Genomic DNA, 12,841 nt, shown 5'->3' with positions numbered 1-12,841 from the left:
CCATGCGCAGACCAAAATTAACGTCGTGTTTCCAACAGCTTCCGCTGAAGCTGGGAGTCGCTTAGTCGACCGAAGGAAGAGCCTCGGCGCGGCTTTCGTCCAGGTAGCGCGCGCTGGTCGGCTTCAGGTCGCCGTCCAGCTCGATGACCAGCGGATTGCCGGTCGGGATCTCGACGCCGACGATCTTGTCGTCCGGCACGTTGAACAGGTGCTTGACGATGGCGCGCAGCGAATTGCCGTGGGCGGCGATCAGCAGGGTCTCGCCAGCCTTCAGGTGCGGGGCGATGTCGCTTTCCCAGTAAGGCAACACGCGGACCAGGGTGGTGGCCAGGCTTTCGGTCGAGGGCAGGTCCGCGCCCTTGTAGCGACGGTCCTTGCTGAAGTCGTACTCGCCGCCCGGCGCCAGTTCCGGCGGCGGGATGTCGTACGAACGACGCCAGATGGTGACCTGCTCGACGCCGTGCTTCTCGGCGGTCTCGGCCTTGTTCAGGCCGGTCAGGCCGCCGTAGTGACGCTCGTTCAGGCGCCAGTCCTTGGTCACCGGCACGAAGCTCTGCTGAGCGGCGTCCAGGGCCAGGTTGCCGGTGCGGATGGCGCGGGTCTGGACCGAGGTGAAGGCGTGGTCGATCTGGATGCCGGCGGCCTTGATCAGTTCGCCGCCCTTCTTGGCCTGGGCCTCGCCCTCGGCGGTCAGGTCGACGTCGACCCAGCCCGTGAAGCGGTTTTCCAGGTTCCACTGGCTCTGGCCGTGGCGGAGCAGGACGAGGGTCGGCATCGGGCGGCTTCCTTCGCAGATCGGGGAGGTATGGAGCGCGGGCTAAGGCCCCGCGCCCGCAGCGTCAAGCATCGAACAATCTTTGCCTTATTGCCGCCCCTCCCCCACGCCGCGACGCGTGCTATAGCGAGCCATGCCTGATCGCATTTTCATGCCGCTGATGGGGCTGGTCGCCGCCGCGCTGATCACCCTCTCCCTCGTCTGGCCGCAAGGCCAGGGCGACCGCTCCTGGGGTCCCTTCGGCCACACGCCCGTACAGCAGACGCCCGAGATGAAAGCCCGGATCCAGAAGGAGAAGGACGCCGCCATCCGTCGCGACGAGGCCGCCAAGAAGGCCGTCGAGGCCGTCGGCCAGATGCCGACCCAGGCGCCGCCTCCGCCCGCGCCGGTCCCGCAATGAGCGGCTTCGACGCCGTGGCGGTCGGCCGCCGTGTGCTGAACATCGAGGCCGACGCGCTGAAGACCTTGTCCGAGTCGCTGGGCGAGACCTTCGTCCGCGCGGTCGAGACCGTGTTCGAGGCCAAGGGCCGGGTCGTCTGCACCGGCATGGGCAAGTCCGGCCACGTGGCGCGCAAGATCGCCGCCACCCTGGCCTCGACTGGCACCTCGGCCATGTTCGTCCACCCGGCCGAGGCCAGCCACGGCGACCTTGGCATGATTGGCCCCGACGACGTCATCCTGGCCCTGTCGAAGTCAGGCGCGGGGCGCGAGCTCTCCGACACCCTGGCCTACGCCAAGCGCTTCTCGATCCCGCTGGTCGCCATGACCGCCGTAGCCGACAGCCCGCTGGGCCAGGCCGCCGACATCCTGCTGCTGCTGCCCGACGCGCCGGAAGGCACGGCCGAGGTCAATGCGCCGACCACGTCCACGACCCTGCAGATCGCCCTGGGCGACGCCATCGCCGTGGCCCTGCTGGAACGGCGCGGCTTCACGGCCAGCGACTTCCGCGTCTTCCATCCCGGCGGCAAGCTGGGCGCCATGCTGCGCACGGTCGCCGACCTGATGCACGGCGGCGACGAGTTGCCGCTGATCGACCTGGAAGCGTCGATGCCGGACGCCCTGCTGGTGATGAGCGAGAAGCGCTTCGGCGCGGTGGGCGTGGTCGATGGCGCCGGCGCCTTGGTCGGCCTGATCACCGACGGCGATCTGCGCCGGCACATGGACGGCCTTCTGCAGCACAGCGCCGGCCAGGTCATGACCCTGGGTCCGCTGACCATCGCTCCCGGCGCCTTGGCCGCCGAAGCCCTGAAGATCATGAACGAGCGCCGGATCACCGTGCTGTTCGTGGTTGATGACGGACGCCCCGTCGGCGTGCTGCATGTCCACGACCTGCTCCGCGCCGGCGTGATCTAAAGCCTACAAAGTCAAAGCGAGCTTCCGATGTTCTCCGCGCCGCGCGCCGATCTGGTCGCCAATACCGCCGCCTATGAAAACGAGCCGCTGGTCAAGGCGACCGGCTTCCGCGAATACGACGCGCGCTGGCTGTTCGGGCCCGAGATCAACCTGCTGGGCGTCCAGGCCCTGGGCCTGGGTCTCGGGACCTACATCCACGAGCTCGGCCAGTCGAAGATCGTGGTCGGCCACGACTTCCGTTCCTATTCGACCTCGATCAAGAACGCCTTGATCCTGGGTCTGATCAGCGCCGGTTGCGAAGTGCACGACATCGGCCTGGCCCTGTCGCCGACGGCCTATTTCGCCCAGTTCGACCTCGACATCCCGTGCGTGGCCATGGTCACCGCCAGCCACAACGAGAACGGCTGGACCGGCGTGAAGATGGGCGCCCAGAAGCCCCTGACCTTCGGCCCTGACGAGATGAGCCGTCTGAAGGCCATCGTGCTGGGCGCGCAGTTCGTCGAGCGTGACGGCGGCAAGCTGATCCGCGTCCAGGGCGAGGCCCAGCGCTATATCGACGACGTCGCCAAGCGCGCCAGCATCACGCGGCCGATGAAGGTCGTCGCCGCCTGCGGCAACGGCACGGCCGGCGCCTTCGTGGTCGAGGCCCTGCGGAAGATGGGCGTGTCCGAGGTCGTGCCGATGGACACCGACCTCGACTTCACCTTCCCGAAGTACAATCCCAACCCCGAAGACGCCGAGATGCTGCACGCGATGGCGCACACCGTCCGTGAGACCGGCGCGGACCTGGCGTTCGGCTTCGACGGCGACGGCGATCGCTGCGGCGTGGTCGACGACGAGGGCGAGGAGATCTTCGCCGACAAGATCGGTCTGATGCTGGCCCGCGACCTGGCTCCGCTGAACCCCGGCGCGACATTCGTGGTCGACGTGAAATCGACGGGTCTCTACGCCACCGACCCCATCCTGGCCCAGTACGGCTGCAAGGTCGTCTACTGGAAGACCGGCCACAGCTACATCAAGCGCAAGAGCGCCGAGCTGGGGGCCCTGGCCGGTTTCGAGAAGAGCGGCCACTTCTTCATGAACGGCGACCTGGGCTACGGCTACGACTGCGGCCTGACCGCCGCGGCCGCCATCCTGTCGATGCTGGACCGCAATCCGGGCGTGAAGCTGTCGGACATGCGCAAGGCCCTGCCCGTCGCCTTCACCTCGCTGACCATGAGCCCCAAGTGCGGCGACGAGGTGAAGTACGGCGTCGTCGATGACGTGGTGAAGGAATACCAAGACCTGTTCGCCGCCGGCGGTTCGATCCTGGGCCGCAAGATCACCGAGGTGATCACGGTCAACGGCGTCCGCGTCCACCTGGAAGACGGCTCGTGGGTCCTGGTCCGCGCCTCGTCGAACAAGCCGGAAGTCGTGGTCGTGGTCGAGAGCACCCAGTCCGAGGACGACATGCGCGCCCTCTTCCGCCAGGAAGTGAAGCCGCGCCTGGGCGAGCGGGTGGGCAAGTACAATCAGGAAATCTGATCCGGCGCGATCAGCTCAATGAAAAAGGGCCGGCGCTCAGCGCCGGCCCTTTTGTCATCAGCGTTTCAGCCTCGGACGATCAGACCTCCGCCTTGGCCCGGCGGTAGGACGCGCGCGAGCGGCTGGGCGTCGCGATGAAGAGGCGGAACATAGGAAGCATCAGCGCCGCTGCGACGACACAGGCGGCCGAAATTTGGAAAAGCCAGTCCATTTGGGGAAATCTCAAGTGTCGCCAAGCCCAAGCGTTGACCGCGACGCGGTTCGCTCCCGACGGCGACTGATCCTTATATAGGGAGCCATGGTCACGTTTATCAGGGGCGCCGCGCGATAAGCGACCGGCTGGCGCGGGCGGCGGCGGCGGGTTAGGTCACCGCCCATGATCAAACTCCGCCCTTCCCGGCCCGAGGACGGTGATCGCGTCGTCGCGATCTGGGCCGCCGCCGTCGACGCCACCCACGATTTCCTGAGCCCCGAGGACCGCGCCGCGATCGGCCGCGAGGTCGAGGGCTTCCTGCCGGCCGCGCCGCTTATGCTGGCGGTCGATGACCGCGACCGGCCGCTGGGCTTCATGCTGATCGACAACGGCCACATGGAGGCGCTGTTCATCGATCCAGAGCATCGCGGAGCCGGCGTCGGCGCGATGATGATCGACTACGCCCTGGCGGTTCACCCGACCCTGACCACCGACGTCAACGAGCAGAACGGCCAGGCGGTGGGCTTCTACGAGCACATGGGCTTCGAACGCATCGGCTGGTCGGCGACCGACGGCCAGGGCCGGCCCTACCCGCTGATCCATCTGCGCTTTGGCGCCTGACACGATTTCGGCTTAGCTGCACGGCGTTCAACGCGAGTCACCTCATGCGCCGTCTGCTCACCGCTCTCGCCCTGATCCTGGCCCCCGGCCTCGCGACCGCCGCACAGCCCGTGCTGCTCAAGCCCGCCCGCGTCTGGACCGCCGAGAACGCCGGCCCGCCGCACGAGGGCTGGGCCGTGCTGGTCAAGGACGGCAAGATCGCCGCCGTGGGTCCCGCTGCTCAGATCGACGCGACGGGCGCGGAGGTCGTCGACCTGCCCGGCGCCACGGTGATCCCCGGCCTGATGGACCTGCACAGCCACCTCTTCCTGCATCCCTACAACGAGACCTTGTGGGACGATCAGGTGCTGAAGGAGACGCCGACCTACCGCACGCTGCGGGCGGCGGTGCAGGCCAAGGCGACCCTGGAGGCCGGCTTCACCACCCTGCGCGACCTGGGCACCGAGGGCGTCGGCGCGGCCGACGTGCCGCTGCGCAAGGCGATCAATGACGGGCTGATCCCCGGCCCGCGCCTGTTCGTGGCGACCAAGGCGATCGTGGCCACCGGCTCGTACGGCCCGGCTCGCAAGAACTACAATCCCGAGGCCGACCTGCCCCAGGGCGCTCAGGAAGCCAGCGGCGTGGCCGAGGTGATCAAGGCCGTGCGCGAGCAGGCCGGCGCCGGCGCGGACTGGATCAAGGTCTATGCCGACTACCGCATCGGCCCCGACGGCTCGACCCAGCCGACCTTCTCGATCGAGGAGCTGAAGGCCCTGGTCGACGCCGCCCACTCCAGCGGCCGCCCCGTCTCGGCCCACGCCTCCAGCGACGAGGGCATGCGCCGGGCGGTCGTGGCGGGTGTCGACACCATCGAGCACGGCTATGGCGGCTCGGATGCGACCTTCAAGCTGATGGCTGAGAAGGGCGTCGTGTTCTTCCCGACCCTGACGGCGGTCGAGAGCACCTCGACCTATTTCGGCGGCTATGTCGCCGGCAAGACCCCGCCGACCGCCGCGATGGTCAACGCCGAGCGCGCCTTCAAGCTGGCGGTGAAGAACGGCGTCACCATCGGCATGGGCAGCGATGTCGGCGTCTTCAGGCACGGCGACAACGCGCGTGAGATCGTCTGGCTGGTCAAGGAGGGCATGAGCCCCGCCCAGGCCCTGCTGGCCGCCACCGCCATCGACGCCAAGGTGCTGGGCCGCGCCAATGACCTGGGCCAGTTGAAACTCGGCTACCTCGCCGACATCGTGGCGGTGAAGGGCGATCCGACCCAGGCGATCGAGGCGACCAAGGACGTCGTCTTCGTCATGAAGGGCGGCCAGGTCGTGCGGCGGCCGTGATGCGGATCACCCCTGCCCTCCTGCTGCTCGCGCTCGCCGGCCCCGCCCTCGCCGAGACCGACCCGGGCACGCTGCAACAGCACGACACCTTCCGCGACGCCGCCACCGCGCCGCTGGAGGACCTGAACCTCAAGCAGAAGTCGATCCCGCCGGTCCTGGCCCGCGCGGTCACCGATCCCTACGACCTGACCGGCCTGACCCGCTGCGAGCCGATCGCCGCCGAGGTCGGACGGCTGGACGCGGCGCTGGGTCCCGATCTCGACGAGGCCCCGCCGCCCGACAACCGCTCGCGCGGCAAGAAGGTCGCCGACACGGCCTACAGCGCCGGCGTCGCCGGGGTGCGCGACACGACCCACGACCTCTTGCCCTTCAGAGGCTGGATCCGTCGCCTGACCGGCGCGGCCAAGCACGACAAGGCCATCGCCAGAGCGATCCAGTCCGGCGGCGTGCGGCGCGGCTATCTCAAGGGTGTCGGCATGCGGATGAACTGCGCTCCGCCGGCCGCCCCCAGCTGGTTCGTGCCTGTCGAGATCAAGCCGCCGCCTCCGCCCAGGCCGGTCAGCGCGTTCGAGAACTTCCTGGCCTGGTGCGGCGAGGTGATCGCCTGGCTGAAGAGCCTGATCGGCTAGAGCGACTTCAGCATCGCCAGGACTTCGGCGACCAGCTTGGGGCCGTCGAACGGCTTCATCACATAGCCCTTGGCGCCCAGCTGCATGGCCTGGACGATGCGGTCCAGGCGGCCGTCGCCGGTCAGCATCAGCACCGGGATGTCGGCGTGTTCCGACTCCTTCAGCGCCTTCAGGGCGTCGAGGCCGCTCTGGCCGGGGATGCGCACGTCCAGCAGGATGGCGTCGGGCCGGCGCGCGGGGATCGCCGCGATCAACTGGTCGGCGGCCGGGAAACCCACCACCTCCAGCCCTTCACGGACCAGATAGGCCTCGACCAACTCAAGCGTCGGCTCGTCGTCGTCGGCCACGTAGATCAGAGGAACGCGTCTGGACATCGAGGTCACCGCCTACGCGGTTTTGGATGCATCCGGAAGCCTTGACCGTTAAGCACGTTCAGTCCCGCCTCGGAGTCGCCATGCGCCTGCCCGCCCTCGTCCTGGCCTGCCTGTTCCTTGTCGTCTCGCCAGCAATGGCTCAGCGCCTGGACGACACTCCGCGCGTGGCGGTGATCTCGGCTTTCCCGCCCGAGATCGGCGCGCTGAACGCGGCGACCAGCGAGCAGAAGGCCTTCGACGTCCACGGCGTCCGCTTCATGACCGGCAAGCTGGAGGGCAAGCCGGTGGTGGTGTTCCTCAGCGGCGTGTCGATGGTCAACGCGGCCATGACCACCCAGATGGCGCTGGACCGCTTCAACATCACCCGCATCGTCTTCTCCGGCATCGCCGGCGGCGTCGACGAGGGCCTGGACATCGGCGACGTCGTGGTCGCCGACCAGTGGGCCCAGAACCTGGAAAGCGCCTTCGCCCGCGAGACCGACAAGGGCTTCGAGGTCCAGTCGTTCATCCGCAACAGCGACCTGGCCAATTACGGCATGATCTATCCGCGTGGGATCGTTCTACCCGGCGACGCCCTGGGCGCCCCGGCCCGCGTCTGGTTCCCGGCCGATCCGGCCCTGCTCGAGACGGCCCGCAAGGTCGCCGCCCAGGTCACCCTGCAACGCTGCGCCGCCGACAAGTGCCTGGTCCATCCGCCCAAGGTGGTGGTCGGCGGCAACGGCGCCTCGGCCCCGGTGTTCCTCGACAACGCCGGCTATCGCAAATACCTGCGCGCCACCTTCCAGGCCCGGGTGGTGGACATGGAAAGCGCCGCCGTCGCCCATGTCGCTCTGGTCAGCAACACCCCCTTCATCGCCTTCCGCAGCCTCTCGGACCTGGCCGGCGGCGGCGCGGGCGCCAACGAGATGGGCACCTTCATGGCCCTGGCCTCGGACAACTCCGCCACCGTGGTGAAGGCCTTCGTGAAGGCGCTGCCGAACTAGGCCAACCGCTTCTCGTCGTCGATCAGGGTCAGCCGCGACGGCGGCCCCTCGCCCCAGGTCAGCAGCACGAGGTTGAGGTCGTCCGCCCTGGCTCCACGCGCGAAGCTCCTGACCAGCAGGCCCTGATAGCCGGCCTCGGCGAGGCGTCGCGCGAAGGCCTGGGTCGGTGCCTCGCCCAGCGTCCGCATCTGGTCGCGCCAGCCGCTGTCGGCCAGGGCGTCGGCGTCCATATCGTGAGCGGCCAGGGCGGCCGCGTCGCGCGTGTCGAACACCCGCTCGATCTCGGCGTCGTAGGACACCAAGGTCGTAGGCTGCAGCGATCCGACCTGGTTGGCCTCGCGCAGCGCCGTCATGACGGACAGCGAGGCGTAGAGCGCCGGGGTCCCCTTGGCGTTGAACCGGCCGCCATGGAGCTGCGCGCCGCGGCCGGACATCGGCTCGCGGGCATAGATCGGGTTCAGGGCGCGATAGAGCAGTCCCCGGTACATCCGGTCAGGCGTGGACGCCGGCGTCGACGGCGTCGATATAGTCCAGCACCTCGTCGACACGCCCGTCGCGGACCAGCTGCATCGCCGTCAGGCCCGAGAAGCCCGTCAGCGGCTCGGAGCGATACCAGGCATAGGCGATCAGTTCGGAGCCATAGCGCGGCTCGACCTTGTTGATCACCTCGACCATCTCGCGCAGCCGGCGCTGGGTCTTGGGCGAGCGCGAGCGCTCCCGGCGCTGGACCGCGTCCCGGCCCAGCCCCGCCGTGCGCGCGACTTCCTCACTGGTCGTGTGGAAGGCGTCGGCGATCTTGCGCGGGGCGAAGAACCCGTCGTCGGCATATTTGGCCAGGCCCATGTCGATGCCTTTCGCTGCCACTCAGACTGACGAATATGGCGTCATTCCACGTGGCAATCAAGGTCAGCGCGTGCCGAAGGTCCGATCGCCCGCGTCGCCCAGGCCCGGGACGATGTAGCCATGCTCGTTCAGCGTCGCGTCCACGGCCGCCGTCCAGACCGGCACGTCGGGATGGGCTTCGCGCAGAGCGTCCACGCCCGGCTGGGCGGCCAGCAGGCAGACGAAGCGCAGGTTGGTGACGCCCTTCTCCTTCAAGCGGGTGATCGCCGCGATCGCCGAGTGGCCGGTGGCCAGCATCGGATCGACGACGATGACCAGGCGGCCGGCGATGTCCTCGGGCGCCTTGAAGTAATACTCGACGGCCTCCAGCGTATCGTGGTCGCGATAGAGGCCGATGTGGGCCACGCGAGCCGACGGCACCAGGTCCAGCATGCCCTCGCACATGCCCAGGCCCGCCCGCAGGATCGGGGCGAAGACCAGCTTCTTGCCGGCGATCTCATAGGCCGTGGTCGGTGCGACCGGGGTCTCGATCTGGACGGGATCCATCGGCAGGTCGCGGGTGATCTCGTAGCAGATCAGGGTCGCGACCTCGCGCATCAGCGCCCGGAAGGTCTTCGTCGAGGTCTGCTTGTCCCGCATCTTGGTCAGCTTGTGCTGGACGAGCGGGTGATCGACGACGGTGACCTGGGACATGGGAGCGCTCTGCTGAAGGATACTCCCCGGTCCTAGGCCAGTTGGTCGCCGATCGGCAAGCTGCGGATGCGCTTGCCGGTGGCGGCGAAGATGGCGTTGCACAGCGCCGCCGGGGTCGGCGGATAGGCCGGCTCGCCCAGGCCCGTCGGGTTGTTGTCCGACAGCTTGTAGTGCACCTCGACCTCCGGCGCCTCGGCCATGCGCAGCAGCGGGAAGGTGTTAAAGTTCCCCTGCTTGGCCGCGCCGTTCTCGAAGGTGATCTCCTGGCGCAGGGTCGAGCTGATCGCGTCCAGGATCGAGCCCTGCATCTGCTGGTCGGCCCCGTTCGGATTGACGATCTGGCGGCCGACATCGGCGGCGGCCCAGACCTTGTCGATCTTCAGCTTCCCGTCCTCGACCGTCACCTGCATGACCACCGCCACATAGCCCAGGTGGCTGTAGTGGCAGGAGACGCCCATCCCCGAACCCTTCGGCAGCTTGCGGCCCCAGCCGGACTTCTCGGCCACGAGGTCCAGCACGCCGCGCATGCGGCCTGTGTGGAAGCTGTCGCCCTTGCCCGCCTCGCCCAGCAGGCGCGGTTCGCCCAGCAGCTCGCGACGGAAGGCGACCGGGTCCTTGCCGGCGGCGAGGGCCAGTTCGTCGGTGAAGCTCTGCAGCACGAAGCCGAAGGCGTTGTTGCCCGGCGCCCGCAGCGGTCCGGTCGGCATGCCCAGCGGCATGACCGAGACGTCGACGCGGTAGTTGTCCAGCGCCCGGCACGGGAACTGGGTGGCGTTGAAACCGCAGCTGGGCGCGAACTTGTCACCCTCGCCGAAGCTGACGAAGTGGTCCTTCCAGGCGGTAACCTTGCCCGAGGCGTCGAGGCCGGCGGTCAGGTTGTGCCAGGCGCCCGGACGGTAGAAGTCGTGGCGCATGTCGTCTTCACGCGTCCAGATCAGCTTGACCGGCGCGCCGGCCTTGGCGGCGATCGCCGCGGCCTCGACCATGTAGTCGTTGTTCAGCCGCCGGCCGAAGCCGCCGCCGCCGCGGACCAGGTGGATGGTGATCGCCTCTTCCGGCACGTTGAGCGCGGCGGCGACCAGCTTGCGGCCGGGCTCGGGGTTCTGGGTCGGGGCCCAGATCTCGACCTTGCCGTCCTTGACCACCGCCGTGCAGTTCTGCGGCTCCAGCGGCGCGTGGGCGATGAAGGGATAGCTGTAGGCGGCGCTGACGACCTTGGCCGAAGCCTTCAGGGCCGTGTCGACATCGCCGTCCGAGCGGTCGGTGCGCTGCGGCGGGGCCTTGGCCAGGTCGGCGGCCTTGGCGGCGAAGCTGGCGCTGGACTGGGCGGACGTCGGGTGATCGGCCCACTGGATCTCCAGCGCGTTGCGACCCTTGCGCGCCGCCCACCAGCTGTCGGCGACCACCGCCACGCCGGGCAGCAGGCCGTTGAGATTGGTCCCGCCCTCGATAATGAAGGCGTCCTTCACGCCCTTCACCACCTTGGCCAGCGCGAGGTCGACGCTGGCCACCTTGGCCCCGTAGACCGGCGCCTTGACGAAGGTGGCGAACAGCATGCCCGGCACGACGACGTCGATGCCGTACAGCGGCTGGCCCGTGGTGATGGCGTCGAGGTTCTGGCTCTTGTGGCTCTGGCCGATGATCCGGAAGGCCTTCGGGTCCTTCAGAACCAGCGTCTTGGGATCGGGCGGCGTCAGGGCGGCGGCGGCCTCGACCAGTTCGCCATAGGCCGCGCGGTTCTTGCCCGAGACCACGACGCCAGGCTCGGTCTTGCAGCTGTCCACGGAGACGTTCCAGCGCGTGGCGGCGGCCTGGATCAGCAGCACCCGCACGGTCGCGCCGACGCGGCGCAGGCCGTCATATTCCAGAGTCGTGGCCATGCTGCCGCCGGCCACCTGGCGGCCATAGACCTTGCTGTCCGCGAGCGCCTGCTCGACGGTCACGGCCGACCACTCGACGTCCAGCTCCTCGGCGATCAGCATCGGCAGGGCCGTCTTGATCCCCTGCCCGACCTCCGGGACCTTCGAGGCGATGGTCACCTTGCCGTCCGGCGCGATGCGGACATAGGCGTTGACCTGGCCGCCGGCCGCACGGCCTTCGGAGGCCATGGTGAAGCTCAGCAGCAGGCCGCCGCCGACGGCCGCCCCGCTCTTGAGGACAAAGCGGCGGGTCGGATCGCGCAGGAGTTCGCCGTCCATGACTACGCCTCCACCTGGCCGGACGCGGCCTTGATCGCCTTCTTGACCCGCAGGTAGGTCGCGCAGCGGCAGAGGTTGCCGTTCATGGCCGCCTCGATCTCGGCGTCGGTCGGCTTGGGCTTGGCGGTCAGCAGGGCCGTGGCCGACATGATCTGGCCGGCCTGGCAGTAGCCGCACTGCGGTACGTCGATCGACTTCCAGGCATCCTGCACCTTGGCGCCCACCGGGCTCTTGCCGACGCCCTCGATGGTGGTCACCGCGCGATCGCCCACCCGGCTGACCGGCGTGACGCAGGCGCGGACCGGAACGCCGCCCAGGTGCACCGTACAGGCCCCGCATTGGGCTACGCCGCAGCCGAACTTGGCCCCGACCAGGCCCAGCGTGTCGCGCAGCACCCACAGCAAGGGAGTGTCGCCGTCGACATCGGCCGTGCGGGCCTCTCCATTGACGGTCAGCGTGAAGGCCATGACGCGGCTCCGATCCCTTGAACGGGCGCGATCCTGCCTCAGCGAAGCTTCGCGCGCGACCCCTGTTCGGTGAAACGCGCAAACGAATTTGACACCCGCGCCTGCCCGTGGTCTTCAGCTCGCCCCCGGGGAGTCGATCCGTTCACAGACGATATTCGCCCCGAGCGACCTCCGCACGCGGAGCGCGCGCGAGTTGTCGCACATACGTTCAACGCGACGACTCGGAGGGAAGCAGCCACTATCCTGCTGGCTGGGCTTTGGACTTGAGATTGGGGTGACGTGGCAAGGGTGGTCGGCAAGACGGGAACAGGCAAGGCGAGCGGCGGCGGCAAGCGCCGTCAGGTCGCGGCCCTGCCCTGGCGGGGCGAGGGCGAAGCCCTGCGCATCCTGCTGGTCTCGTCGCGCGAGACCCGCCGCTGGGTGATCCCCAAGGGCTGGCCAATGAAGGGCAAGACCGACGACGCCGCCGCCGCCCAGGAGGCCTATGAGGAAGCCGGGCTGGACGGGGTGATCTCCCCGCAGTCGATCGGTGAATACGAGTACCTCAAGCGGCTGAAGAGCGGCGCGGCGCGGCTGGTCAAGGTCGACGTCTTTCCGCTGCACGTCACCGGCTGCCGCGAGGCCTGGCCCGAGCAGGGCCAGCGGACCCTGGAGTGGATGACCCCGATCGAGGCCGCCCTCGCCGTCCAGGAGCCCGAACTGCGCGACCTGATCGCCCGCTTCGCCGGCGTCGAATTGCCGGAGGAGGAGCGCCCTGCCCCGGCCCGCGCTCCGACGCCCGTGCGCGTCGCCTTCCAGCGCCTGCGTCGTCGCGTGACGGCGCTCTGGGGTCGCTACCGCCGCTAGAACACGCCTGTGGACAACGT

Annotated in this window: 15 protein-coding genes; 8 read left to right on the top strand and 7 right to left on the bottom strand. The window is 68.8% G+C overall.

Annotated features, from left to right (window positions below):
- Positions 1–61 precede the first annotated feature (61 nt).
- Positions 62–775, bottom strand: a complete 714-nt coding sequence (gene gpmA / locus AC07NI_RS01805) for a 2,3-diphosphoglycerate-dependent phosphoglycerate mutase (protein WP_494615454.1) — start codon at positions 773–775, stop codon at positions 62–64.
- A 151-nt stretch (positions 776–926) separates the two neighbouring features.
- Between gpmA and AC07NI_RS01800 the strand changes: the two genes are divergently transcribed.
- The 6 genes from AC07NI_RS01800 (at position 927) to AC07NI_RS01775 (ending at position 6,417) form a co-directional block, all read left to right on the top strand.
- Complete coding sequence (locus tag AC07NI_RS01800; protein ID WP_494618209.1) at positions 927–1,175, top strand: hypothetical protein; 249 nt, start codon at positions 927–929, stop codon at positions 1,173–1,175.
- Positions 1,172–2,128 (top strand): KpsF/GutQ family sugar-phosphate isomerase, encoded by a 957-nt coding sequence (locus AC07NI_RS01795; RefSeq protein WP_494615451.1) that lies wholly within the window; start codon positions 1,172–1,174, stop codon positions 2,126–2,128. Before AC07NI_RS01800 ends, AC07NI_RS01795 begins: the two co-directional genes overlap by 4 nt.
- 27 nt (positions 2,129–2,155) lie before the next feature.
- The gene (locus tag AC07NI_RS01790) at positions 2,156–3,652 is read left to right on the top strand and encodes a phosphomannomutase/phosphoglucomutase (protein WP_494615449.1); all 1,497 of its coding nucleotides are present in this window, start codon (positions 2,156–2,158) and stop codon (positions 3,650–3,652) included.
- Between the two features lie 376 nt (positions 3,653–4,028).
- Positions 4,029–4,466 carry an acetyltransferase gene (locus tag AC07NI_RS01785; RefSeq protein WP_494615447.1) on the top strand — a complete coding sequence of 146 codons (438 nt, stop codon included), beginning with the start codon at positions 4,029–4,031 and terminating at the stop codon, positions 4,464–4,466.
- 44 nt (positions 4,467–4,510) lie between these two features.
- Positions 4,511–5,788 carry a metal-dependent hydrolase family protein gene (locus tag AC07NI_RS01780; RefSeq protein ID WP_494615444.1) on the top strand — a complete coding sequence of 426 codons (1,278 nt, stop codon included), beginning with the start codon at positions 4,511–4,513 and terminating at the stop codon, positions 5,786–5,788.
- Positions 5,788–6,417 carry a hypothetical protein gene (locus tag AC07NI_RS01775; protein ID WP_494615442.1) on the top strand — a complete coding sequence of 210 codons (630 nt, stop codon included), beginning with the start codon at positions 5,788–5,790 and terminating at the stop codon, positions 6,415–6,417. The genes AC07NI_RS01780 and AC07NI_RS01775 overlap by 1 nt, the downstream gene beginning before the upstream one ends.
- Here the strand turns inward: AC07NI_RS01775 and AC07NI_RS01770 are convergent.
- Complete coding sequence (locus AC07NI_RS01770) at positions 6,414–6,791, bottom strand: response regulator (RefSeq protein ID WP_494615439.1); 378 nt, start codon at positions 6,789–6,791, stop codon at positions 6,414–6,416. The genes AC07NI_RS01775 and AC07NI_RS01770 overlap by 4 nt on opposite strands.
- 80 nt (positions 6,792–6,871) lie before the next feature.
- On the opposite strand from AC07NI_RS01770, the gene AC07NI_RS01765 reads away from it, so the two are divergent.
- Positions 6,872–7,774 (top strand): 5'-methylthioadenosine/S-adenosylhomocysteine nucleosidase, encoded by a 903-nt coding sequence (locus AC07NI_RS01765; RefSeq protein WP_494615438.1) that lies wholly within the window; start codon positions 6,872–6,874, stop codon positions 7,772–7,774.
- Here the strand turns inward: AC07NI_RS01765 and AC07NI_RS01760 are convergent.
- The 5 genes from AC07NI_RS01760 to AC07NI_RS01740 form a co-directional block, all read right to left on the bottom strand.
- A complete protein-coding gene (locus tag AC07NI_RS01760) occupies positions 7,771–8,262 on the bottom strand; it encodes an RES family NAD+ phosphorylase (RefSeq protein ID WP_494615437.1) in 492 nt (163 codons plus the stop codon). The two genes, AC07NI_RS01765 and AC07NI_RS01760, sit on opposite strands and share 4 nt — an antisense overlap.
- A gap of 4 nt (positions 8,263–8,266) precedes the next feature.
- Positions 8,267–8,617 carry an antitoxin Xre/MbcA/ParS toxin-binding domain-containing protein gene (locus AC07NI_RS01755; protein ID WP_494615433.1) on the bottom strand — a complete coding sequence of 117 codons (351 nt, stop codon included), beginning with the start codon at positions 8,615–8,617 and terminating at the stop codon, positions 8,267–8,269.
- A gap of 63 nt (positions 8,618–8,680) precedes the next feature.
- A complete protein-coding gene (upp, locus tag AC07NI_RS01750; protein ID WP_494615429.1) occupies positions 8,681–9,310 on the bottom strand; it encodes a uracil phosphoribosyltransferase in 630 nt (209 codons plus the stop codon).
- Positions 9,311–9,342: 32 nt separating this feature from the next.
- Positions 9,343–11,508 (bottom strand): xanthine dehydrogenase family protein molybdopterin-binding subunit, encoded by a 2,166-nt coding sequence (locus AC07NI_RS01745; RefSeq protein ID WP_494615425.1) that lies wholly within the window; start codon positions 11,506–11,508, stop codon positions 9,343–9,345.
- Positions 11,509–11,510: 2 nt separating this feature from the next.
- Complete coding sequence (locus tag AC07NI_RS01740) at positions 11,511–11,975, bottom strand: (2Fe-2S)-binding protein (protein WP_494615421.1); 465 nt, start codon at positions 11,973–11,975, stop codon at positions 11,511–11,513.
- A 279-nt stretch (positions 11,976–12,254) separates the two neighbouring features.
- Between AC07NI_RS01740 and AC07NI_RS01735 the strand changes: the two genes are divergently transcribed.
- Positions 12,255–12,821: an NUDIX hydrolase gene (locus AC07NI_RS01735; RefSeq protein ID WP_494615416.1), complete on the top strand. Its 567-nt coding sequence runs from the start codon at positions 12,255–12,257 to the stop codon at positions 12,819–12,821.
- The last annotated feature ends 20 nt before the right edge of the window (positions 12,822–12,841 follow it).

The sequence above is a fragment of the Caulobacter sp. GW821-FHT10E02 genome, from assembly GCF_059415225.1.
Note: the sequence above shows the minus strand (reverse complement) of the source record. Positions and strands in the feature narration are given on the sequence as shown.